This is a genomic window from Streptomyces sp. NPDC048254, from assembly GCF_043201895.1.
Taxonomy (GTDB): domain Bacteria; phylum Actinomycetota; class Actinomycetes; order Streptomycetales; family Streptomycetaceae; genus Streptomyces.
This window is the reverse complement of the sequence record NZ_JBICZJ010000040.1, coordinates 1-22,315: the sequence shown is the minus strand read 5'-3', so window position 1 is coordinate 22,315 and position 22,315 is coordinate 1. Positions and strand designations below refer to the sequence as shown.

The window sequence follows — 22,315 nt, the reverse complement described above, 5'->3', positions numbered from 1 at the left end:
GTCAGGACCGCTCGGAGCGGACGATCACGACGGGGCAGGAGGCGTGCTGGGACACGTGCTGGCTGACGGACCCGAGCAGGGCGCGGGTGAACCCGCCGCGCCCCCTGCTGCCGACGACCAGCACCTCGGCGCCCTGCGAGGCCCTCAGCAGGATGTCCGCGGCGTTGCCGTGCACCAGATGCGCGGCGACCGAGCCGGCGGTGTCCGCGCCCAGCACCTCGGTCAGCTCCTGCCGCATCCGCTGCCGGGCCTCGTCCGCGTCGAAGTCCATGTCGACGGCGGGCCCGGACCAGTTCTGCAGCCCCTGAAGTTCCCAGGCGGCGATCGCTTCCACGGTGCCCTCGACCAGACCGGCGTAGCGCACGGCCCAGTGCAGGGCGGCGTACGAGGCCGGGGAACCGTCGACGCCGACGACGACCCTCGGAACGGAGGCGTCCCTGTCCATGTGTCCCACCTCTCCGACGGCTCCCGCGCCAACCGGCCGCACCCTTCCACGCTGCGGGAGACGCACCCGGCCCGCCAGAAATGCACGGCCAGGCGCATGACGTCCGGCACCGTCACCGTGGCGTGACCGCCGGGAGGGCGCGGCGCCGGCCGGTGACCTTGGACGAGGGGAGGCGGCCGGCCTTGGAGGTTCCCGTCAGCGTGTCGCCGTCGAGGGTCAGGGCGAAGGCCAGGTTCAGCCGCATGGGCTTGGTGACGGCCTGCTTCCAGGTGAGCCGGCCGTCTTCGAGGAGCACATCGCTGAGCGTCACCTCCTCTCCCGCGCCGCGCGCGGTCCCGACGAGGACACCGTCCTCGTACCGGAACTCGGTCACGGCCTGGATGGTGCCGATGGGGGTGGAGATGGACAGGTCCCAAGTGCCTTCGGCGGACATGGTGTTGTTCTTCCTCTCGGTGTGGTGCGGTGCTGGGGGCAAGCGGGGCGCCGGCTCAGAACCGGGCGGGCTGCGGTCCGCTGTTCCGCCAGACGGCGCCGCGGCGCTCATGGGCGAACAGCTCTTCGACGGCGTGCGCGACCCGCGGGCCGACCTCGCGCTCCAGCAGATACAGGCCCACATCGAGCCCGGAGGTGACACCGGCGCCGGTGACGAGATCGCCGTCGTCGACCACACGCGCCTTTACGGCGTGCGCACCGGTGGCATCCAGCAGATCGAGGCCCATGTGGTGCGTGGTGGCATACCGTCCCTCCAGCAGACCGGCCATCGCCAGGACGACCGAGCCGCCGCACACGGCGGTGAGGGTCACGTCGGGATTCTCCGCCGCGGCCTTCAGCAGGGTGGGCAGGCCGGTGCTGAGCGTGCGGCCCAGCAACTCGGGAACGGTCGCGTCCTCCCGCACCTCGGCGGCCCCGGCCTCGTGGTCGGGTACGTCACCGGGGTCCCCGATCCGGCCCGCCGCACCAGGGACCAGCACCAGTCCGGCGCGGTCCGGGTCGAGTACGGCGGTGGCGCGCAGCGCGATCCCGGCGACCCCGCCGGCCACCTCGCGCGGCCCTTCCGCCGACACGAGTTCCACGGTCACCGCACCCTCCGTGGCGGCGCCCCCCGCGGACAGCACTTCGTAGGGGGCGATGACATCGAGCGGATCGAAGCCGTCGAACAGGACGATCTGGGCGTGCATGGAGGGCCCTTCGGAGTGCGGAACACCCGGCCACTGCCGGGCACACACCGAACGTAACCAGCGGCCTCTTCCCCTCCCAGTGGCATGGGCGACACCCTTCGACGGAAAAATGCCACGCCCGGGAAGAGGCCCCTGACCTGCGCCCCGTTCAGCTCAGGCTGAACTTCTGCGCGGCGGCGCCGTTGCAGTCCCAGATCTGGAGGCGGGTGCCGTTGGTGGTGGTGCCGTTGGGGGAGTCGAGGCAGCGTCCGGACTGGGGGTTGAGGAGGGAGCCGTCGGCTTGCTGGACCCATTTCTGTCCGCCGACGCCGTTGCAGTCCCACAGCTCGACCTTGGTGCCGTTGGCCGTCCCGTTGCCCACGATGTCCAGGCAACGTCCCAGCGCAGCCAGCGAGTTGTCGGAACCGTGGTACCAGTGCTGGTCGACCGCGTACGACTGACAGGCCCACAGCTGCACGGCGGCCCCGTCCGTGCCGGTGTCGTCGGCGGCGACGTCCACGCACGTGCCGCCCGGGCCCTTCACCGGCCCTCCGCCGTGCACCGAGAACTTCTGTGCCGCGGCGCCGTTGCAGTCCCAGATCTGGAGGCGGGTGCCGTTGGTGGTGGTGCCGTTGGGGGAGTCGAGGCAGCGGCCGGACTGGGGGTTGAGGAGGGAGCCGTCGGCTTGCTGGACCCATTTCTGTCCGCCGACGCCGTTGCAGTCCCACAGCTCGACCTTGGCCCCGCCCGCCGTGCCGTTGTTCTCGATGTCGAGGCACCGGCCGAGCGTGGACAGCGAGCCGTCCGGGTTGTGCGTCCAGTGCTGGTCCTCGGCATACGTCTGGCAGTCCCACAGCTGTACGGCGGCGCCGTTGCCACCGGTGTCGTCCGCCGCGACGTCCACACACTTGCCGCCGGGGCCGGTGATCGTCCCCTGCGGGCCGTTGGGCACGTCCGTCTCACCGCTGTAGCCGACGGAGGCGATGTTCGCCTGGACGGCGTTCTCGGCGGCGTCGGTGGGATAGCCGGAGACCATCACGCCCTCGAAGAAGGTGCCCCGGTTCCAGTTGCTGTTGTCGCCCCCGATCCCCAGGATGATCCCGCCCTCCTGGTGCATGGGCTGATAGCCGCCCCGGGTGGGCAGCGCCCCGTCCCACCACGTGGTGAGCCCGCCGGACCGGGAGTCACCGCCCTTGAGCGCGTACCGGGTCTGCCCGTTGTTCTTCAGCACGGCGGTCACGAAGGTGCTGCCGTTGCCCAGGTTCGCCGTGTTGGAGCCGTTGTCGCCCTGGAACATGCCGTTCTCCAGATCGGCCTCCACCCAGGGCCCGCTCCCGGTGCACGGCGCGAAGTAGCAGGTGGTGGCGATCGACACGGCGTCCATGTGCCCGTTGCCGGTGTCGGCCGGGGTGCTCTCCGCGTTGCCGTAGTCGAAGCAGCAGGCGGATCCGACATGGGTACCGCTGGCCACCATGTAGGCGCCCTCGGGCTGACCGCCCACGGCTACGCCGGAGGCGACACCGGTGTAGCGGTAGCCGACGCCCGGGGAGATCCAGACGCCGTACACCTTGTGGCCGCCCGCGGTGACGGCGATCTCCGAGGCGTCGGCGCCCCGGTCGTCGCCCATGCCGGCGGTACCGGCGGGCCCCGGCGTCAGGTCGTTGTGCCGGCCGCTCTGGTCGTAGATCTTCGTGATCCGGCAGCCCCCGCTGTTCGCGCAGAAGGCGTCCTGGGCCGCCGCGTCGGCGTATCCGCCCGGCGGCAGCAGCCCGATGTCGGCGGTGGCGCCGTCCGAGACACGGGTCACCTGATAGAGCGGGCCGTCGTAGGAGGAGAGCAGGGCACGGGTGACGCTGTGCGCGGCCACGCACGGGGTGCCGGCCGCGCCGTAGATGTCACACGGCAGCGAGCCGGCGGCCTGGGAGACGGCCGGCAGCCCGACCAGCAGCCCGAGAGCGAGCCCGAGGGAGGCCAGCAGGGCGACGACCCGGGACCTTCGCATCCGCCATCTCGTCCATGGTTTTGGTGGGGTCATGACATTTTGGACGGACGGGGCACCGCGCATGGCCAGTCCCTTCGAAGCTGGAGTGGGGGAGACCGCACCGACGGCACGGCGACACGGCTCTTCGATCGGCTCGGCCCGGAACCTACGCACACTGTTCGAGCGGGTCAATATTTGTTTCCTTTTTGGTTCAGACCAAGTCGGGGGTGTGGACTGCTGTGAGACCGACGCGGTGTACGACGCCTTCTGGTGTCTCGCCCCACGCCCGGACGGACAGCCGGCACCCAAAGGCCCGATCGCGGGCACCACGGCGGACAAACTCGAACTCGTCGCCGGCGGCCAGGCCCTCGCCCTCGCACCGGCGAGCGTCGAGAACGTCCTCCTTCGGCGGGACCTCACGGCCGTGCCCGTCGAGGGGATCGAACCGTGCCGGGTCGTACTCGCGACCAGGGCCAAGGACCGTGGGCCGCGCGTCAACGACTTCCCCGGCGTGGCGGTGAACTCCATGCGCCGATGACGAACGCGTCTTTCCGGTCCGTCTTCACCTGGCCGCACGCAACAGCGCCGTGGGCTGAGCGAGTCGCTCGGCCCACGGCGCTGTTCCCGTTCTGTGTGGCTCCGGTCAGGCCTTGTCCTGCATGGAGCTGCGTGCGGGGTTGCCCTGTTCGGCGGCCTTGGGGTCCTTCTCGTCGCCCTTGGCCCGTACGCCGTCGGCGATGCGCTTGCCGATCGTCTCGTCGATGTTCGACCAGTACGTGAAGGCGCGCTGCAGGACCGGGTCGGTGACGCCGTTGAGGAGATGCCCGACGACGTTGTCGACCAGACGGTCGCGAGCGGCGTCGTCCAGTACCTCCCGCACCATCGTGCCGGGCTGCCCCCAGTCGTCGTCCTCGGGGTGGGACACGTAGGCGGCGCGGGTGATCTCGCCGTCGGCCGCCCAGCTGGGCGGCGGGCCGAACCGGGCCGGGTCCGCCGCCGGGCCGCCCTTGGAGTTCGGGGCGTACACCGGATCCGACGTCTTCCGGTAGGCCATCGCCCCGTCCTTGGAGTACGTGTGGACGTCGACGACGGGCGCGTTCACCGGGAGCTGCTGGTAGTTGGCGCCGATCCGGTGCCGATGGGCGTCCGCGTAGGAGAACAGCCGGGCCAGCAGCATGCGGTCCGGGCTGGGCCCGATGCCGGGGACGAAGTTGTTCGGCTGGAACGCCGCCTGCTCGATCTCGGCGTGGTTGTCGGTCGGATTGCGGTCCAGGGTCATCCGGCCGACCGGGACCAGCGGATAGTCACCGTGCGGCCACACCTTGGTGAGGTCGAACGGGTTGAAGCGGTAGCCCGCGGCCTCCGCGTACGGCATGAGCTGCACGTACAGCGTCCAGCTGGGGAACTGGCCGTCACGGATGTGCTCGAAGAGGTCGCGCATGTGGTAGTCCGTGTCGACGGCTGCCATCTGGTCGGCCTCGTGCTGGGTGAAGAACTCGATCCCCTGGTCGGTCTTGAAGTGGTACTTCACCCAGAACCGCTCACCCTTGGCGTTGATCCACATGTAGGTGTGGGACGTGTAGCCGTTCATGTGTCGCCAGGTCCGCGGGATGCCGCGGTCGCCCATCAGCCAGGTGACCTGGTGGGCGGACTCCGGGGAGAGCGTCCAGAAGTCCCACTGCATGTCGTGGTCGCGCAGGTTGTTGTCCGCACGGCGCTTCTGGGACCGGATGAAGTGCTGGAACTTCATCGGGTCCTTCACGAAGAACACCGGCGTGTTGTTGCCGACCATGTCGTAGTTGCCCTCGCTGGTGTAGAACTTCACCGCGAAGCCGCGAGGGTCGCGCCAGGTGTCCGGGCTGCCCCGTTCTCCGGCGACCGTCGAGAAGCGGATGACCAGGTCGGTGCGGGTGCCGGGCTGGAAGAGGCCGGCCATGGTGTAGGCGCTGACGTCCTCGGTCACCTCGAAGTGACCGAACGCGCCGCTCCCCTTCGCATGCGGCTGGCGCTCGGGAATGCGCTCCCGGTTGAACTGCGCCATCTGCTCGATCAGGTAGGCGTCCTGCAGCAGGACCGGCCCCCCGGGCCCCACGGTCAGCGAGTGCTCGTCACTCTCGACGGGGGCACCGGAGTCGGTGGTGGTGAGGGGTGGTTTCTCCGTCATGACTCTCGCCTTTCTCCGCACGGAGCAGTCAGGTGCCGGTCCTCGCGGTGTCCCGGGACCGGCCGGTGCACCCGTGGCCCGCCCCGGGACGGTGCGGTACGGATGTGCTCGCGTCCTCTGTTTCCGGAGTCTTCGGGCTCCGACTGAGCGGGTGACCCTGCATGTGCGAGGCAAACACCGTGAGCCCGGTGCCCGAGGACTCGGGCCGGCGCGTCCTGGCCGGGCTCTCCGGCATCCAGCCTGGTCCCACCGGCCCGGAGCCGCCACTCGGGGACGCCCCCGCCCGCTCCCTTCGCCGATGCCCTGGCGGGCCCGGCGAGCGCCTCATGCCGCCTGCTCGTGTCCGGTGAACATGGCGATCAGGCCGTGGGGCGAGTCGTCGCCGAACATGAGCTCGTGGAGCCGGCCGGCTTCGGTGGCCTCCTCGGCGCTGCGGGAGAACATGGCCCGCTCGTACGCCGTGAGCGCGACCTCGGTGCCGTCGGGGTGCGCGGCGAGGGCTTTGCCGAGTTCGGCGCCGTCGTACATGGCCAGGTTGGCTCCCTCGCCGTTCGGGATCATGAGGTGGGCGGCGTCGCCGAGCAGGGTCACCCCCGGCACCCGGTCCCACCGGTGCCCGACGGGCAGGGTGTGGAGGGGGCGCAGGACCGGCGCGGTCTCGCCGTCGGTGATCAGCGCGGTGAGCTCCGGCGCCCAGCCGTCGAACTCCGCCGCGATCCGCGCGGCCGCCGCGCCGGCGTCGGTGAAGTCGATGCCGTCGAACCAGTCCTGCGTCCTGCGGAGCGCCACGTAGGTGTGCAGGGTTCCGCCGCTCTCCCGGTGGGCCTGGATCCCCTTCCCCGGCGCGAGCGCGAACATCGCCCCGCCGCCGACCGCCTTCGCGGTGGCCGGGTGCCGGGTCTCGGCGTCGAACAGGTAGGTCTCGACGAACGACGTACCGACGTACTCGGGCACCGCGTCGGACAGCAGCGGCCGGACCCGTGACCACGCCCCGTCCGCGCCGACCAGCAGGTTCGTGGTGACGGTGGCGCCGTCGGCGAAGGTCACCTCGTGGCGGCCGTCGCCGAGGGCACGGACACCGCCGGCCTTGTGGCCCCAGCGAACGGTGCCGGCCGGGAGCGAGTCGAGCAGGACCCGCCGCAGCTCGCCGCGCAGCACCTCGGGGCGGCCGCCCGTGCCGTCGTCGGGCTCGTCGAGCAGAACGGCCCCGTCCGGGGCGAGGGCCCGGGTCGCCTCGCGGCCCTCCAGGACGAGAGCGCGGAACTCCTCGGTCAGGCCGGCCGCCTCAAGGGCCGCCTGGCCGTTGTGCTCGTGGATGTCGAGCATCCCGCCCTGGGCCCGTGCCGTTGCCGAGACCTCCGCCTCGTACACCGTGGCCGGGATTCCGTGCACGTGCAGGACGCGGGCGAGCGTGAGACCGCCGAGTCCGGCGCCGATGATCGTGACGTGGGTGCGCATGGTGGCTCCTTCGGGATCGAGACCGTGCGGGGAGGTACGGCCGCATCTCTGGTACGCCGTTCCATAATGGAATGACGCTCCATGCTGGAACGGCGCTCCAGATGTGTCAAGATGAGGCATGGCAACCCGGTCGCGCCGGTCACAGCGGCGCACACAGGCGCTCTCGCGGGAGCGCATCGTCGAGGCCGCCGTCGAACTGCTCGATGCGGCCGGCGAGAGCGGGCTGACGTTCCGGACGCTCACGGAGCGCCTCGCCACCGGCCCCGGGGCGGTCTACTGGCATGTGGCCAACAAGGACGAGCTGCTCGGCGCCGCCACCGAAGGCGTCGTCGCCGCGGCCCTGGCCGCCGATCCCGCCGAACCCCCGGGCTCGCCGCAGGACGGGATCCGTGCCGTCGCGCTCGGCCTGTCCGGCGCGATCGAGGAACACCCCTGGCTGGCCACCCAGCTCGCCGTGCAGCTCTCCCGTAACCCCTGGGGGACGGTGACAGCGCGGATGTTCGAAAGCATCGGCCGACAGGTCGGCGCGCTCGGCGTGCCCGAGACCAGCTGGTTCACGGCGACCTCGGCGCTGTTGCACTACATCCTCGGCGCCGCCGGCCAGAACGCCGTGAACGCCGGCGCCCCCGGCCCCGACACGGACCGCGAGGAGTTCCTCGGCGCCGTCTCGGTGGTATGGAAGGAGCTGGACCCCGACGACTACCCGTTCACCCGGGCCGTCGCGGACCAGATGCGCGAGCACGACGACCGCGAGCAGTTCCTCGCCGGGATCGACTACGTCCTCACTGGCATCACCACCCTCCACCCGCCGGTCCCGGACGAAACCGGCTCGCCCTGATCACACCGCCCCGCGACCCCCACCCGCGGAGGGTCCGGCCGGTGTCGTCGGGATGCTCACCGGCACGCTCACCGCGCTGACTCGCGTTGTAGGTCCGCGACGCAGGATCACGCAAATTCTTGCGCATCTTGCGTTCGCTTGCGGTCCGGTGACGCAAGCGCAACGCTCGCATCCGAGTTGCCGACCGGGGCTTCCGGGGGTGTCAAGTACGCCGGTGTGCCTGCTCGTTGACCGCCTCGTCGGTCCGGAAAGGCGATACATGCCGCCTTCTCCGCCGAGGCGTGAGCTCTTCTGGTGAAATTTGTGACGTCCTGCCTGTGGACCGGCTCACTCGTCTCTGCAATATTTCGATGAAACAACGCAATATTCTGCGCATCACGCCACCGAGCCACTGCTCCGCAGAGAACCGATCCTCCCGCACCTTTCTGCACCACTCCGCCAGGAACGAGCCGCCCACGCCGCCCCTTCGGGGTGCGAGCCTCCGCAGAAAGCGACCCCGCATGACTCGACACAAGCCGAGATCCTGGAGACGGCGCGCAGCGACCGCTGTGCTCGCCTCCGCCGTGATGGTTCTGGGCCTGCCCGCCGTCGGCGCGCACGCGGCCGGCGGGCCCAACGCCGCCGCGGACGCCAGGACCAAGGCGGGCAGCGCCCGCGCCGCACACGCGGCCGCCAATGTCACCGACGGCGACACCGACACCTACTGGCAGGCCGGGACGAAGTCCGCCCAGTGGGTCCAGACCGACCTCGGACGTACCGAGCGCGTCCGGCAGGTCGTGCTGCGGCTGCCCGAGCAGTGGCAGACCCGCAAGCAGACGCTGGCCCTTCAGGGCAGCGCCGACGGCAAGAGCTTCGCCACGCTCAAGTCGTCGGCGCAGTACGTCTTCAGCCCCGGCAACGGCAACACGGTGAAGGTCTCCTTCCCGGCGACCCTCGCCCGGTACGTCCGGGCCGACTTCACCGCCAACTCGGTCGCCGCCACCGCGCAGCTCGCCGAGATGCAGGTCCTCACGGCCGCCGCCTCGACCCCCAACCTCGCGCAGGGCAAACCCTTCAGCGAGAGCGGGCACGCCGACGTCTACGGCGCGGCCAACGCCGGTGACGGCAACCGCAACACCTACTGGGAGAGCACGAACAACGCCTTCCCGCAGTGGCTCCAGGTCGACCTCGGCTCGTCGGTCCAGATCAACCAGGTGACGCTCCGGCTGCCCAGCGGCTGGCCCAGCCGCAGCCAGACCTTCAAGGTCCAGGGCTCGACCGACAACCAGAACTTCACCGACCTGACGGCCTCGAAGGCGTACACCTTCGACAGCTCCAACGACCAGTCGGCGACCATCACCTTCGACACGACCACCACGCGGTACGTGCGCGTGCTGTTCACCGCCAACAGCGGCTGGCCCGCCGGGCAGGCGTCCGAGCTGGAGGTCTACGGACCGGCGACCGGCGACACCCAGGCACCCACCGCGCCGACCAACCTGAGCTACACCGAGCCGGCCACCGGGCAGATCAAGCTGACCTGGAGCGCGGCCACCGACAACACGGCCGTGACCGGCTACGACGTCTACGCCAACGGCCAGTTGCGGGCGAGCGTCGCCGGGAACGTCCTGACCTACACCGACACCCAGCCGGCCGGCAGCGACATCACCTACTTCGTGCGGGCCAAGGACGCGGCGGGCAACGTCTCCGCCAACAGCAACAGCGTCACCCGCAAGGGAGCCAGCGGCGACACCCAGGCCCCCACGGCGCCCGGCAACCTCGCCTACACGCAGTCCGGCAGCGACGTGAAGCTCACCTGGCAGGCGTCGAGCGACAACGTCCAGGTGACCGGCTACGACGTCTACGCCAACGACCAGCTCGTCAAGTCCGTGGCGGGCGACGTCACGACGTACACGGACACCCCGTCGGCGACGGCCACGGTCACCTACTACGTGAAGGCGAAGGACGCCGCCGGGAACGTGTCGGTGGCGAGCAACAGCGTCACCCGGGCCGGTAGCGGCTCCGGCTCCGACCTCGCCCAGGGCAAGCCCATCGAGGCCTCCTCGTACACCTTCACCTACGTCGCCACGAACGCCAACGACGGTCAGATCGGCACCTATTGGGAGAGCGCGGGTGGCGCCTACCCGGCCACCCTCACCACCAAGCTGGGCGCCAACGCCGACCTCGGCCAGGTCGTCGTCAAGCTCAACCCGGACGCCGCCTGGTCCACCCGCACCCAGAACATCCAGGTGCTCGGCCGCGACCAGGACGCCACGGCCTTCACCAGCCTCGCCGCGGCGAAGGACTACACGTTCAACCCGGCGACCGGCAACACGGTGACCATCCCGGTCTCCGGCGCCGCCGCCGACATCCAGCTCAAGTTCGCGTCCAACACCGGTGCCCCGGGCGCGCAGGTCGCCGAGGTGCAGGTGATCGGCACCCCGGCCGCCAACCCGGACCTCAAGGTCACCGGGATCACCAACTCGCCCGCCGCCCCGGTCGAGTCGGACGCCATCAGCCTGACGGCGACCGTCACCAACAGCGGCAGCAAGGCCTCCAAGGCCACCGACCTCAACTTCACGCTGGGCGGCACGAAGGCCGCGACGGCGGACGTCCCGGCCCTCGCGGCCGGCGCGTCGACGACGGTCACCGCGAGCATCGGCACCCGGGACGCGGGCAGTTACCCGGTCGGCGCCGAGGTGGACCCGTCGAACAAGGTCATCGAGCAGAACGAGGCGAACAACGTCTTCACCCGCTCCGACGCCCTGGTCGTCAAGCCGGTCTCCAGCTCCGACCTGGTCGCCGCACCGGTCGCCTGGACACCGTCCAGCGCCTCGGCGGGCGACGCGGTCGCCTTCACCGTCGCCATCAAGAACCAGGGCACGGTGGCCTCGGCCTCCGGCGCCCACGGCGTCACCCTGACGGTCCAGGATGCCAACGGCGCGACCGTCAAGACGCTCAGCGGCTCCTACACCGGCACGATCGCGTCCGGCCAGACGACCGCACCGATCGCCCTCGGTTCGTGGACGGCCGTCAACGGCAAGTACACCGTCAAGACCGTCATCGCCGACGACACCAACGAACTGCCGGTCAAGCGCACCAACAACACCACCACGCAGCCCCTGTTCGTCGGCCGCGGCGCGGACATGCCCTACGACATGTACGAGGCCGAGGACGGCACGGTGGGCGGCGGTGCCACGGTCGTCGGCCCGAACCGGACCATCGGCGACATCGCCGGCGAGGCGAGCGGCCGCAAGGCGGTGACGCTGAACGGGACCGGCCAGTACGTCGAGTGGACCACCCGGGCGGCGACCAACACCCTGGTCACCCGCTTCTCCATCCCGGACGGCACCAACACCACCCTGAACGTCTACGTCGACGGCCAGTTCCTCAAGGCGATCGACCTCACCTCGAAGTACGCCTGGCTCTACGGCAACGAGACCTCGCCCGGCAACTCGCCCGGCTCCGGTGCCCAGCGCCACATCTACGACGAGGCCAACCTGCTGCTGGGCAAGACCGTGCCGGCCGGCTCCAAGATCCGCCTCCAGAAGGACGCGGCCAACACCTCCACCTACGCCATCGACTTCATCAACCTCGAACAGGCGACGGAGATCCCGAACCCGGACCCGGCCGCCTACACGGTCCCGGCGGGCTTCTCGCACCAGGACGTGCAGAACGCCCTCGACAAGGTCCGCATGGACACCACGGGCAAGCTCGTCGGCGTCTACCTGCCCACCGGGGACTACGAGACCTCCAGCAAGTTCCAGGTCTACGGCAAGGCCGTCAAGGTCGTCGGAGCCGGGCCGTGGTTCACCCGCTTCCACGCCCCCTCCTCGCAGGAGAACACCGACGTGGGCTTCCGAGCCGAGGCCACCGCGAACGGTTCGACCTTCTCCGGCTTCGCCTACTTCGGCAACTACACGTCCCGGATCGACGGCCCGGGCAAGGTGTTCGACTTCTCCAACGTCTCGAACATCACCATCGACAACATCTGGGCCGAGCACATGGTGTGCCTCTACTGGGGTGCCAACACCGACAACATGACCATCGAGAACTCCCGCATCCGTGACACGTTCGCCGACGGCATCAACATGACGAACGGCTCCACGGACAACCACGTGGTCAACAACGACGCCCGCGCCACCGGCGACGACAGCTTCGCGCTCTTCTCGGCGATCGACGCGGGCGGCGCCGACGAGAAGAACAACCTGTACGAGAACCTGACGTCGACACTCACCTGGCGTGCGGCCGGTATCGCCGTCTATGGCGGCTTCAACAACACCTTCCGCAACATCAGGGTCGCCGACACCCTGGTCTACTCCGGCATCACGATCTCCTCGCTGGACTTCGGCTACCCGATGAACGGCTTCGGGACCGATCCGACGACGATCGAGAACGTCTCCCTGGACAGAACGGGCGGCCACTTCTGGGGCTCCCAGGTCTTCCCCGCCATCTGGGCGTTCTCCGCATCGAAGGTCTTCCAGGGCATCAGGGTCAACGACGTCGACATCGACGACTCCACCTACGGAGGCGTGATGTTCCAGACCAACTACGTCGGCGGCCAGCCGCAGTTCCCGGTGAAGGACACCATCTTCACCGACATCTCCATCACCAACTCCAAGAAGAGCGGAGACGCCTTCGACACCAAGTCGGGCTTCGGTATCTGGGCCAACGAACTGCCCGAGCCCGGCCAGGGCCCGGCCGTCGGCGAGGCCACCTTCCGCAACCTGCGGATGAGCGGCAACGCCCAGGACATCAAGAACACGACCAGCACATTCAAGATCAACATCGAGTAGGTTCCGAAGGGCGGTGAACGGAAGGGGCGTCCCCTGGCGGGGCGCCCCTTCCCGCCGTGTCCGGCACTACTGGGGCGAGTGGTGTGGCGGCGGGCCGGTGAGCAGGTGGTGCTCGTGGGCTTCGTAACGGCTGCGTTCCCGGACGGTGGACCGTCGCCCGGCCAGGACGGTGGTGAGCCAGCCGGCCAGGAAGCCCGCGGGTACGGAGACGAGGGCGGTCGTGTTGTACGGGAACCAGGCGAAGTCGGCCTCCGGGAAGGCGGACAGCGGCGTCCCGGAGACCAGCGTGGTGCCGGGGGCCAGGGCCAGGACGCTCAGCGTTCCCACGATGAGGGTGGCCAGGAGTGCGGTGCGCGTGTAGCGGCGCCAGAAGAGGGTGTAGAGCAGCGCGGGGGCGATGGCCGAGGCACCGAGGGTGAAGGAGACGGTCGCCAGCGGCTGAAGGCTGCGGTGCTGGGCGAGGACGGCCAGAAGGATGGTGGGGATGCCCACGGCCAGGGCGCTGGATCGGGCGAGGGCGAGTTCCCGGGCCGGGGCCGGGGGAGTGGCGCGGGACGCGGTCAGGTCGTGGGCGAGGGTGTTGGCGCAGGCGAGCGTCATGCTGGCGACGGAGGCGAGGAGGGTGAGGAAGACGGCGGTGGTGACGGTGGCGAAGAGCAGGCTCTCCGGCCGGGACAGACTGGTTCCGAACGCGGCGCGGGCGCCCAGGAGATAGGCGGTCGTGCCGTGCGCGTCGGCGGCGGCGATGCGGTCGTGACCGACGAGCGCGGCCGCACCCGTGCAGATCAGCGTGAGCATCAGGATGAACAGGGTCACCGAGGAGACCGCCCAGGACATCGCGCGACGGACCTGACGCGGGGTGCCGGCGGTGTACATCCGCATGGTGACATGCGGCAGGCAGGCACCGCCGAGCACGATCGCGCACTGGGTGCTGGCCATGTCCAGGGCGGGATGCGGGCTGCTGGAGTACTGCAGACCCCATCTCAGGTAGGCGGGCCCCGCCCCGCTCTGCCCGGCCGCCGCGTGGAACAGGGCCTGGGGCTGCCAGCCGAACATGCGCAGGATCAGGACGCTCACGACCAGCCCGGAGCCGAGCAGCACCACGGTCTTGATGATCTGGACGAGCGCGGTGCCGGGCATCCCGCCGAGCGCCGCATAGGTGATCATGAGAACTCCGGCCCCGGCCACGCAGCCGTTCTTCATCCCGGGATCGGTGAACCCGAGGACGTACGCCAGGAGTTCACCGACGCCGGCCAGCTGCACGACCATCATCGGGACGAGCGCGGCGAGGGTGACCAGACAGGCCGTGACGCGCACGGACCGCGCCGGATGACGGCGGGCCAGCGCGTCGCCCATGGTGTAGCGGCCGGTGTTGTGAAGCGGTTCGGCCAGCAGGAACATCAGCAACAGCAGGGACAGCAAGGCGCTCAGGGCCAGGACGATGCCGTCGTAGCCGCACAGGGCGATGATCCCCCCGATGGTGAGGACGGTGGCGGCGGAGATGTAGTCACCGGCCACGGCCAGCCCGTTGCGTATCGGCGAGAGGGACCGGTAACCGGTGTAGAACTCGGCGAGGTCGTCCGCCTCCGGGCCGGTGAGCACGCACAGCAGCAGGGTGAGGGCGACGACCGAGCAGAACGCGACGAGGGACCAGGACTGGGCGGAGCCGCTGAACTCGGTCATGGCGTCTGCTCCCGGTCCGCGACGGCCACGCGCGTCTGGCGGCGGGCGTGGCGCGCCAGGGGATCCACGAAGCGGTGCGCGGTGGCCTCGTAGAGGAGGACCGCGAGCCAGGTGACGGGGATCTGGACGAGGGCCAGGACCAGCCCGGTGGGCAGGCCGCCGGGGCCGGGGCGCGCCATCAGGGAGGGCGCCTTGACGGTCAGGGTGAGAAAGGCGGCGAAGTAGCCAAGCGCGGTGATGGTCGCCACGCGCCGTTGCCAGCGGTACGCCCGCCGCAGCAGACGCAGGGTGCGGTGGGCGCCGGAGTGCGCGTTCGGCGGACGGACACCGGAGGGCTCGTCCTGGTCGGTGGACCAGGCGGGGGAAGGGCGGTCGTACAGGGGGTGGTCGTACGAGGGTCGGTGGCGCGGGGAGTGGTCGTACGGGGAGTGGTCGTTCGGGGAGTGGTCGTTCGGGGACCGGTCCGAGGGTAACTCGGGGGAATCATGGGACATTTCGGCAACTCCTCGAAGGGGACCCGGCCCCGCGTGTGGCGGACCGCGTGCGGGGAGAGCGGTTCGGGTGACCGCACGCCGTGCGGCTCGAAGATGGTGCGGAACTGTTGGCGCCGGTCGTCCGGGACGACGTCTTGTACGTCGCGATCGTGTGAGCGCAGGGCGCCATGGTCTCCGGCGTGGGCGTGGTCCGCCAGAGGTGCGGCCGGGGTCGGCGGGAGCGGTCCGCGGTGTGCGGAGCTGACCGTGGGATCTCTGCCCAGGAGTGCTGAAGCACTAACGGAGCGCGAGGTGGCGCGATTGCTTCGAAGAGTGCGCCGTCGCACACCTCACGAGCCCCAGGGCACCCACCCGTTCGCTCTCGAACCGCGGTCGGAGGAGGCCGACCGGCCGAACGCAGGCGCCACCGACACGAACCGACCGCCGCCGCGCCTGCACACACTGCCGGTCGGTGGATGTCGGCGGATGTCGGCGGGTGTCGGCGGGTGCCGGCCGGTGTCGGCGAGTTCGCCGCTGAGCTTACGGCGCGCGGGACACCCGGGCCCCTCTGACGGACGTTCCTCCGGCGCGGAAGACGGCGTCCGGTTACCGCCAGCGCCCCGGGCCGGCCCGCGTCACGCTGAACTCATGACTACCACCTTCCCTCCCCTCCCCATCTCCGCCGCGGCCCTCAAGGAACTCCGTGTCCATGACGACGCCGGGAATCCGCCACGCCCGTACACGGACGACGAGGGCGACGCGCCGCTGCGCTGCTGCCTGCGGTCCAGCACCCGGGGAGAGCGGATCGCCCTGGTCTCCTACGCCCCGCTGCGCCGGTGGGCGGCGCAGACGGACGCCGACCCCGGGGCCCACGATGAACAGGGGCCGGTCTTCATCCACGCCGAGGACTGCGGCGGCCCGTCCGGAGGGAACCCCGACTACCCCTGGGCGCGCCCCGGCGCCCTGCGCGTCCTGCGCCGCTATGACAGCCGAGGCCACATCACAGGCGGCCGCATGCTGGAGCTTCCCGACGATTCCCGCGCGGCTTTCGAACACGCACTGGCCGAGGCGTTCGCCGACCCCGAGACCGCCCAGGTGCACGTCCGCGCCGTCGAGTACGGCTGCTACCACTTCCGCGTGGACCGCCCCTGACGGAAAGAAAGAGGTCAGCGGTGGGCGACGGCACCCGGGAACGCGTGCCCGGCCCTGAAAAGCGAAGAGCGCACCCCGACCCGGCTCGGCCGCCTGGAGAACCCGGCACTCATGACCAGCCCCCGTCCCTGCGCGTACCAGGCCGTCACCGTCCGGGGCCCGCCGATCGGCTACGAGGGCTGCGCCACCCGGCAGCCGGGCCCCGTCGGTCGGCGAGATCGCCGCCGGCCAGTTCGGCCTCGACATCGACCCGGAACTCCTCGAACGCAACCTTCACGAGGGTTACCGGAAGCTCTACTGACCACAGGTGACTCCATGCAACAGACGACCATCGACCGCATCGAGCCGATCGCCGAGGGCGTCGTCTCCCTCCTGCTGCGCAGTGCCACCGCCCCGTTGGCGCCCTGGGAGCCGGGAGCCCATGTCGACCTGGCCCTGCCGAACTGGCTGACCCGGCAGTACTCCCTGTGCGGGGACCCGGGGGTCCGGACCTCCTAGCGCGCCGCCGTACGGTACGACCCGCTCAGCCGCGGCGGTTCGGAGTACATCCACCGCTTCCTGCGCCCAGGCCGCACCCTCGGCGTGTCACTGCCGCGCAACCACTTCCCGCTCACCCCCGCCCCCGCATACCTCTTCCTCGCCGGAGGCATCGGCATCACCCCCCTCCTGCCGATGCTGCGGGCGGCCGTCGCATCCGGTGTCCCGGCCTCACTCGTCTACGCCGGACACTCCGATGCGACCATGTCCTTCGCCACCGAACTGCGCGCCGCCCACGGCGACCGGGTACGGATCGTCGCCACCCGGCACCAGGGCAGACCCGACCTGACGGACCTGGCCGCGGCGCTCGCCCCCGGCGCCCTGGTGTACGTGTGCGGCCCCGCGCTGATGCTCGACGCGGCAGGCATCGCGTTCGGCACCGAACGCTTCCACCCGACGCCCAGGACATACGCCCCCGACTCACACTTCGAAGCCGTGTGCGCCCGCTCAGGGCATGCGATCCAGGTGCCGCGCGGCGAGTCACTGCTGGACGCCCTCGCCCACGCCGGACACCGCCTCCCCTCCGGATGCCGCGAGGGCGTGTGCGGCTCCTGCGAACTCACCGTCATCGAGGGTGAACCCGAACACCGCGACGACATCGGGGCCCCACGGGCCGCATGTACCCCTGCGTCTCCCGCGCGACATCCCCCCGCCTCGTCCTGGACCTGTGAACCCTCCGCCCGCGGGTGAGGCGACGCTGACGTCCGAGGAGACCCTTGTGGTAGTTTCAACGCCGCCGTGCGTCCATTGCGAACTGAGGAGGTGAGACCGATCAACACTGTGACAGGTCGGGCCTCCCTCCCTCGCATGGCCTGAGGAGTGCCCGCAGAAGGCATCCCGAAGGGCTTGAAACGCTATGCGCTTCATCTCTGAGACGTCCTCCGACGGCGTCTGCGAACAGCTTTTTGTCCTCAACGACATTCCTGGCGTCGTGTGGACGCCGGAAGGCGCTGCCGGCGCTCGTCCCCTCATCGTGATGGGACACGGCGGCGGTCAGCACAAGAAGGCCCCCGGCATCCTGGACCGTGCGCGCCGCTCTGTGACCGAGTGCGGGTTCGCGGTGATGGCGGTCGACGTACCCGGCCATGGCGATCGGCCGCTGGACGAGAAGTACAACCGGATCGCGACCGAGAACCAGGCACGCGTGGAGGCCGGGGAGGACCTGGCGCCCCTGATCGCCGGATTCCAGGCGCTCGTGGCCCGCCAGACCGTTCCGGAATGGCAGGCGGCTCTGGACGCGGTCCAACAACTCGATCACGTGGGCGACGGCCCGGTGGGCTACTGGGGAGTCTCGCTGGGATGCGGACTCGGTGTTCCCTTCGTTGCCGCCGAACCCCGTGTCCGGGCCGCTGTGTTGGGCCTTGGCGGAGCCTTGGCCTCGGGCGAGGACGCCGCACGGATCACCGTTCCGGTGGAGTTTCTGGTGCAGTGGGACGACGAGCGTGTGCCGCGGGACCAGTGCCTGGCGCTGTTCGACGCCTTCGCCTCGACCGAGAAGACGCTGCACGCCAACCCCGGCAAACACGGAGACCTGCCGGCATTCGAACAGGACAGCACACTGAGATTCTTCTCCCGGCACCTGGCCTGACAACGGGTTTCCGATGCCGGCGACCGCGTAGAGAAAGCTCGACCCAGGCCTTCTTGGCCGCATAGTCGGGACCGCGTGAGGTCTTCCATGGCCAGGCTCCAGGTCGAAAACGGCAGGCTGTGCTCGGCCGGCCTGGACTTGGCCATCTCCTCCGGAAGGCTGAAGGTTCTCGGGCGGCCGCCCGGTCCGGGCTGGTGAGCGTCACCTCGGCGATCTTCGCGTCGGGTATGCCCTCGTCATCATTGATCTCACGGACGCGCACTCGCTCTGCCACTGAGCTTGTTCCGCTTTGACGGACACCATCGGTGTGGTGGTCAGGCTGCGAGTGCGGTCTCGTATTCGGCGGGACTGCGGTAGCCGAGGCTGCTGTGCAGACGGTGCAAGTTGTACCAGCCCTCGATGAAATCGAAGATCGCGGTGCGGGCGGCGGCCCGGCTGGGCCAGGTGCTGGCGTCGAGCAGTTCCCTTTTGACGAGGTGGCTCCAGGCTCTTATCAGGTCACGTCCGGCCGGCGGCAGCGCTTGCTGCGTGCCCGGCCGGACGGTCGACAGATCAACGCCAGGACACCCTCGGGGTCGGTCGTAGCAAGAGTCAGACCGTCACGGCCGGGGCTACCGAATCCTTGCGGGATCCGGTGCCAAGAGACTGACAGTCCCAGCACTGTCCGGCGCGGCCGACCGACAGACGCACCCCCAACTGGTCTGCCAGCGCGGCGAATTGCTGGCTGGTGTACTGACAGCCACGATCCGAGTGAAAGATCACCGGCCGGGTGGGACGGCGCTTCCTGCAGGCGGCCGTGAGGGCATCGGCGACCAGATCGGTCCGTAGGTGGTCGGCCGTCGCCCAGCCGACCACGCGGCGGGAGGCGATGTCGATGACGGTGGCCAGATAGAGCCAGCCCTCCTCCGTGGCGATGTAGGTGATGTCGCCGCACCAGCGGGCATCCAGGCCGGCGGGGTCGGGCTGGAAGTCCCGGACGACGAGGTCGGGCCGCAGGGCAGCTCGTGGATCGGGGATCGTCAGGTGCCGTCGTCTGCGGTGTCGGCCCTGCAGGCCGGCCGCCCGCATCAGCCGCGCGACACGTCGGCGGCCACATCCGGCGCCTGCCCGCTTGAGCACGGCATGGACGCGCGGGGCGCCGTAGGTTCCCCGCGATCTCGTGTGGACGTCGGCGATCTGTTCCGCCAGCTCGGCGTCACGGACCGCGCGGGGACCCGGCTTGGCAGCGCGGCGGGCATAGAAGGCGGTCCGGGAGACCTTCAGCAGCCCACACGCTCGTTTGACGCTGTGACCTGCACGCTTCTCCGCCTCGATGAACGGGTGAACCGTCACCGGGTCTCCTTCGCGAAGAAAGCCGTCGCACGCTTGAGGATGTCGACGTCCTCACGCAGACGTCGGTTCTCCCGCCGCAGTGCGGCCAGTCCCTCGCGCTCGCTGCCGGTCAGGCCGTCCCGCTCGCCCGCATCGACCTCGGCCTGCTTCACCCAGTCACGCACCGCGGTCTCGGTCAGATCGAAGTCCTTGGCGATCTGACCGACCGAGCGGTCACCGCGTCGGCACAGCTCGACGATCTCCGCCTTGGGCTTGATCCGCTTTGACGGACATCTTATCCGTGACACATGGTGGCGCACCCTTCGTGCCGTTGTTCTTGTTCGCCTTGGTGCCAGGCCAGCGATAGGACTCGGTTCCGGTCTCGATGAGGGTGTCGTTGAAGGTGCGCCGGTCCGTGACGGCCGCGCAAAACCGTGGGTCCCGGCATCAGTTGCGGCGATACCCACGGTGCACCCTTGAAGCAGGCTCGGAGGCTCGCCACGAACCAGTCCTGAGGCAGACCCCCGAGAGCGTCCCACCCAGCCCCTGCTGAGGCCGGGACCCGGGGGAGTCGACTACTGCTACCGCATCGACGATCGACAACGTCGGACGTGGAGCACGTGCTTCTGCGGCACGGATGCCTAGGCGGTCACTCCTGTCCGCCGCCGCGGCAGTTCGGCACGTCGCACCGCGTCGGAGGCCAGGGCGATGACCACGCCCAGGCTGGCGAAGCAGCCGCAGCCGACGAACACCGGGGCGACGCCCCAGGCTCCGATCGCGGCGCCGACCAGCGGGTAGCTGAGGGGCGCGAGACCAACCATGGTGAGCATGACCACCGAGGTGACCCGGCCGAGATAGGCGGGGTCCGCCGCGGTCTGGACAAGGGTGTTGTCCAGGCTGCCGAAGATTCCCGCGTTCAGCCCGACCACCGCGGCCAGCACGGCAGCGGACCAGAGAGTCGGCACAAGCGCGATGGCGGCCGCTCCCACGCAGCACACGAGCAGCGTGCCGGCCAGCATCAGGCCGGCACGCGGCAGCCATCCGACGATGGCGAGCAGTGCGGCACTGGCCGCTGCTCCCGCGCCGAAGCTGCTGACGATCCAGCCGTAGCCGGAAGGGCCCCAGCCGCGCTCGGCGTTGAGGAGCACCATGCCGACGTTGAGGGTGCCGACGAGGCCGAGTTCGCAGATGGCGCCGACGGCGACGAGCGGGCCTATGAGGCGATGGCGGCGGATGTACCGCAGGCCGTCGAGCAGGTCCTTGCGGGCTGTGCCGGGCTCCGACTGGGCTGTGCTGGGCTCCGGCTGCTGCTCCGCGTCGCGCACTCCGAGAGGCCGTATCCGTATCGTCAACAGGAGTGGCAAAGAGAGGGCGAAGAGGAGGCCGGCGACGGTGAAGGTGGCCGCCGGACCTCCAAGCCCCATGGCCAGGCCGCCGATCGGCGGGCCCGCGATCTGGCTGAGGCGCATCGACAGTGAGCGCAGGCCGATGACCCGGGCCAACTGGTCGGGGCTGGTGATCCGCGGCGGGAGGGCGCCGACCGCGGGTACGAACATCGCGTCGATGGCGCCGAAGACGAGTGCCACCGCGACCAGGATCCACAGAGCCGGTGCGGTCAGAGCGATGCCGGCGGCCACCGCCAGGATGAGAAGGCAGCGCAGCGCGTCACTGCCGAGAATCACCCGGCGGGGGTCGAACCGGTCGGCGACCACGCCCCCGCCGAGCATGAGTAAGGCCCGAGGCAACGCGCCGGTGGCCATGACAAGGCCGACTTCGGCGGGGCCGGCGGCCTTCTGGGCGGACCAGCCGAGGGCGACGAAGTACACGCTGTCGCCGACGAGGGAGGCGGTGTACGCGGTGAGCCAGCGCAGCACATTGCCGTCGCGGTAAGCCGGGGTGGTGGCGCGTTCGGGCAGGGACGTCTCTGCGGTGGCCATGGCGGGCTCCAGGAAGTCGGAGGATCCGGCGCTGTCAGGGCCGGAAGGGGAAGCCGTAGAGGTGCACGGACACGTGTTCGCGGTCCTCGGTGTCGCCGGCCGCCTTGGCTGCTTTGCCGCGCTCTCGCCACCGCCGGGTCAGCGCTTCGAGTTCGTCGCTCATCTCAGCGAGTTCCGCCGGGGTCAGGTCGAGCAGCCACTCTGAGGTGAAGGACGCGTCGGTCCACGCGGTGCCCCAAGCGGACCTCTGATCGAGGTAGGCACGGTATTGGGTGATCCGAGTGTCGAAGAGGCTACGAGTCACCGCAAGGACGGCGGCGGCTCCCTCAGGCGTGTCCGCGAAGTCCGACTCGCGGAAGCCCCAGCCCTCCTCGGACGCCACCTGCCACCACCGCTCACGCCCGTCGGCACCCTGGCCGCTTGCTTCGGCCACGAAGCCGTGCTCGGCCAGCTTGCGCAGGTGGTAACTGACCAGCGACGGAGTCTCGTCGACATACTCCGCGAGCTGAGAGGCGGTCGCCGAGCCTGCAGCGAGCAGCAGTCGGCAGAGCTGCATCCGCAGCGGGTTCATGAACACTTTCAACCGTGACAGATCGGTGATCTGCTCAGGCTCGTGCTTCGGTCGCATGCTGCTCACCGTAGATATGAAGCGAAAACTTCGCAATAACTCCTTCAGAGTTGCACCCGACGAGGCAGCGACAGCCTGCATGCGAGCGGAGCCGAAGATGGTGTCCCTCGTCGTGGTGTACGGGATCAGTGGCTGGGAGTGCGCGGGCGTCTGCCCGGGGCGCACTTCCACGGGTGAGTTCCGCTCCCTGA

Annotated in this window: 18 protein-coding genes and 2 pseudogenes; 6 read left to right on the top strand and 14 right to left on the bottom strand. The window is 70.0% G+C overall.

Annotation, left to right across the window (positions count from 1 at the left end):
* Position 1: 1 nt before the first annotated feature.
* From ACGFZQ_RS51640 to ACGFZQ_RS51625, 4 genes are all read right to left on the bottom strand, one after another.
* Positions 2 to 445, bottom strand: coding sequence for a universal stress protein (locus ACGFZQ_RS51640; RefSeq protein ID WP_393846432.1), 444 nt, complete (start codon positions 443 to 445; stop codon positions 2 to 4).
* A gap of 112 nt (positions 446 to 557) precedes the next feature.
* Positions 558 to 878, bottom strand: coding sequence for a hypothetical protein (locus tag ACGFZQ_RS51635; RefSeq protein ID WP_393846431.1), 321 nt, complete (start codon positions 876 to 878; stop codon positions 558 to 560).
* Between the two features lie 55 nt (positions 879 to 933).
* Positions 934 to 1,623: a DJ-1/PfpI family protein gene (locus ACGFZQ_RS51630; RefSeq protein ID WP_393846430.1), complete on the bottom strand. Its 690-nt coding sequence runs from the start codon at positions 1,621 to 1,623 to the stop codon at positions 934 to 936.
* 148 nt (positions 1,624 to 1,771) lie between these two features.
* Entirely contained in the window at positions 1,772 to 3,604 is a 1,833-nt protein-coding gene (locus tag ACGFZQ_RS51625; protein WP_393846429.1) for an arabinofuranosidase catalytic domain-containing protein, read from the bottom strand.
* Between the two features lie 208 nt (positions 3,605 to 3,812).
* Here ACGFZQ_RS51625 and ACGFZQ_RS51620 point away from each other — a divergent pair, with 208 nt between their 5' ends.
* A complete protein-coding gene (locus tag ACGFZQ_RS51620; RefSeq protein ID WP_393846428.1) occupies positions 3,813 to 4,121 on the top strand; it encodes a hypothetical protein in 309 nt (102 codons plus the stop codon).
* 105 nt (positions 4,122 to 4,226) lie between these two features.
* On the opposite strand, the gene ACGFZQ_RS51615 is transcribed toward ACGFZQ_RS51620, so the two are convergent.
* Both ACGFZQ_RS51615 and ACGFZQ_RS51610 read right to left on the bottom strand, forming a co-directional pair.
* The gene (locus ACGFZQ_RS51615) at positions 4,227 to 5,747 is read right to left on the bottom strand and encodes a catalase (protein WP_393846427.1); all 1,521 of its coding nucleotides are present in this window, start codon (positions 5,745 to 5,747) and stop codon (positions 4,227 to 4,229) included.
* Between the two features lie 324 nt (positions 5,748 to 6,071).
* Positions 6,072 to 7,205 (bottom strand): FAD-dependent oxidoreductase, encoded by a 1,134-nt coding sequence (locus tag ACGFZQ_RS51610; protein ID WP_393846426.1) that lies wholly within the window; start codon positions 7,203 to 7,205, stop codon positions 6,072 to 6,074.
* Between the two features lie 118 nt (positions 7,206 to 7,323).
* On the opposite strand from ACGFZQ_RS51610, the gene ACGFZQ_RS51605 reads away from it, so the two are divergent.
* Both ACGFZQ_RS51605 and ACGFZQ_RS51600 read left to right on the top strand, forming a co-directional pair.
* Complete coding sequence (locus ACGFZQ_RS51605; RefSeq protein ID WP_393846425.1) at positions 7,324 to 8,043, top strand: TetR/AcrR family transcriptional regulator; 720 nt, start codon at positions 7,324 to 7,326, stop codon at positions 8,041 to 8,043.
* 500 nt (positions 8,044 to 8,543) lie between these two features.
* Positions 8,544 to 12,815: a discoidin domain-containing protein gene (locus tag ACGFZQ_RS51600; protein WP_393846424.1), complete on the top strand. Its 4,272-nt coding sequence runs from the start codon at positions 8,544 to 8,546 to the stop codon at positions 12,813 to 12,815.
* 66 nt (positions 12,816 to 12,881) lie between these two features.
* On the opposite strand, the gene ACGFZQ_RS51595 is transcribed toward ACGFZQ_RS51600, so the two are convergent.
* Both ACGFZQ_RS51595 and ACGFZQ_RS51590 read right to left on the bottom strand, forming a co-directional pair.
* Positions 12,882 to 14,498, bottom strand: a complete 1,617-nt coding sequence (locus ACGFZQ_RS51595; RefSeq protein WP_393846423.1) for a cation acetate symporter — start codon at positions 14,496 to 14,498, stop codon at positions 12,882 to 12,884.
* Positions 14,495 to 14,992 (bottom strand): DUF485 domain-containing protein, encoded by a 498-nt coding sequence (locus ACGFZQ_RS51590; protein WP_393846422.1) that lies wholly within the window; start codon positions 14,990 to 14,992, stop codon positions 14,495 to 14,497. Before ACGFZQ_RS51590 ends, ACGFZQ_RS51595 begins: the two co-directional genes overlap by 4 nt.
* 627 nt (positions 14,993 to 15,619) lie before the next feature.
* Here ACGFZQ_RS51590 and ACGFZQ_RS51585 point away from each other — a divergent pair.
* The 3 genes and pseudogenes from ACGFZQ_RS51585 to ACGFZQ_RS51575 all read left to right on the top strand — a co-directional run bounded on the left by ACGFZQ_RS51585 (position 15,620) and on the right by ACGFZQ_RS51575 (position 18,248).
* On the top strand, positions 15,620 to 16,123 hold the full coding sequence (locus ACGFZQ_RS51585) for a DUF1203 domain-containing protein (protein ID WP_393846421.1): 504 nt from the start codon (positions 15,620 to 15,622) through the stop codon (positions 16,121 to 16,123).
* 315 nt (positions 16,124 to 16,438) lie between these two features.
* Positions 16,439 to 17,331, top strand: a pseudogene (locus tag ACGFZQ_RS51580) (PDR/VanB family oxidoreductase).
* A gap of 185 nt (positions 17,332 to 17,516) precedes the next feature.
* Complete coding sequence (locus tag ACGFZQ_RS51575; RefSeq protein ID WP_393846420.1) at positions 17,517 to 18,248, top strand: dienelactone hydrolase family protein; 732 nt, start codon at positions 17,517 to 17,519, stop codon at positions 18,246 to 18,248.
* On the opposite strand, the pseudogene ACGFZQ_RS51570 reads toward ACGFZQ_RS51575, so the two are convergent.
* The 6 genes and pseudogenes from ACGFZQ_RS51570 to ACGFZQ_RS51545 all read right to left on the bottom strand — a co-directional run.
* Positions 18,204 to 18,522 (bottom strand): annotated as a pseudogene (locus ACGFZQ_RS51570) (hypothetical protein); the annotation flags it as partial. The gene ACGFZQ_RS51575 and the pseudogene ACGFZQ_RS51570 overlap by 45 nt on opposite strands.
* A 40-nt stretch (positions 18,523 to 18,562) precedes the next feature.
* Entirely contained in the window at positions 18,563 to 18,709 is a 147-nt protein-coding gene (locus ACGFZQ_RS51565; RefSeq protein WP_393846439.1) for an IS3 family transposase, read from the bottom strand.
* Positions 18,710 to 18,839: 130 nt separating this feature from the next.
* Positions 18,840 to 19,580, bottom strand: coding sequence for an IS3 family transposase (locus ACGFZQ_RS51560; protein ID WP_393846419.1), 741 nt, complete (start codon positions 19,578 to 19,580; stop codon positions 18,840 to 18,842).
* Positions 19,577 to 19,867 (bottom strand): transposase, encoded by a 291-nt coding sequence (locus tag ACGFZQ_RS51555; protein ID WP_393846418.1) that lies wholly within the window; start codon positions 19,865 to 19,867, stop codon positions 19,577 to 19,579. Before ACGFZQ_RS51555 ends, ACGFZQ_RS51560 begins: the two co-directional genes overlap by 4 nt.
* Positions 19,868 to 20,200: 333 nt before the next feature.
* Entirely contained in the window at positions 20,201 to 21,496 is a 1,296-nt protein-coding gene (locus tag ACGFZQ_RS51550; protein WP_393846417.1) for an MFS transporter, read from the bottom strand.
* A gap of 34 nt (positions 21,497 to 21,530) precedes the next feature.
* Positions 21,531 to 22,124: an ArsR/SmtB family transcription factor gene (locus ACGFZQ_RS51545; RefSeq protein ID WP_393846438.1), complete on the bottom strand. Its 594-nt coding sequence runs from the start codon at positions 22,122 to 22,124 to the stop codon at positions 21,531 to 21,533.
* Positions 22,125 to 22,315 lie beyond the last annotated feature (191 nt).

Bases quoted from the DNA above. Each gene is read 5' to 3' on its own strand.
- ACGFZQ_RS51640 (WP_393846432.1), bottom strand. From the start codon at position 445: ATGGACAGGGACGCCTCCGTTCCGAGGGTCGTCGTCGGCGTCGACGGT.
- ACGFZQ_RS51635 (WP_393846431.1), bottom strand. From the start codon at position 878: ATGTCCGCCGAAGGCACTTGGGACCTGTCCATCTCCACCCCCATCGGC.
- ACGFZQ_RS51630 (WP_393846430.1), bottom strand. From the start codon at position 1,623: ATGCACGCCCAGATCGTCCTGTTCGACGGCTTCGATCCGCTCGATGTC.
- ACGFZQ_RS51625 (WP_393846429.1), bottom strand. From the start codon at position 3,604: ATGCGAAGGTCCCGGGTCGTCGCCCTGCTGGCCTCCCTCGGGCTCGCT.
- ACGFZQ_RS51615 (WP_393846427.1), bottom strand. From the start codon at position 5,747: ATGACGGAGAAACCACCCCTCACCACCACCGACTCCGGTGCCCCCGTC.
- ACGFZQ_RS51610 (WP_393846426.1), bottom strand. From the start codon at position 7,205: ATGCGCACCCACGTCACGATCATCGGCGCCGGACTCGGCGGTCTCACG.
- ACGFZQ_RS51605 (WP_393846425.1), top strand. From the start codon at position 7,324: ATGGCAACCCGGTCGCGCCGGTCACAGCGGCGCACACAGGCGCTCTCG.
- ACGFZQ_RS51600 (WP_393846424.1), top strand. From the start codon at position 8,544: ATGACTCGACACAAGCCGAGATCCTGGAGACGGCGCGCAGCGACCGCT.
- ACGFZQ_RS51595 (WP_393846423.1), bottom strand. From the start codon at position 14,498: ATGACCGAGTTCAGCGGCTCCGCCCAGTCCTGGTCCCTCGTCGCGTTC.
- ACGFZQ_RS51590 (WP_393846422.1), bottom strand. From the start codon at position 14,992: ATGTCCCATGATTCCCCCGAGTTACCCTCGGACCGGTCCCCGAACGAC.
- ACGFZQ_RS51585 (WP_393846421.1), top strand. From the start codon at position 15,620: ATGACTACCACCTTCCCTCCCCTCCCCATCTCCGCCGCGGCCCTCAAG.
- ACGFZQ_RS51575 (WP_393846420.1), top strand. From the start codon at position 17,517: ATGCGCTTCATCTCTGAGACGTCCTCCGACGGCGTCTGCGAACAGCTT.
- ACGFZQ_RS51550 (WP_393846417.1), bottom strand. From the start codon at position 21,496: ATGGCCACCGCAGAGACGTCCCTGCCCGAACGCGCCACCACCCCGGCT.
- ACGFZQ_RS51545 (WP_393846438.1), bottom strand. From the start codon at position 22,124: ATGCGACCGAAGCACGAGCCTGAGCAGATCACCGATCTGTCACGGTTG.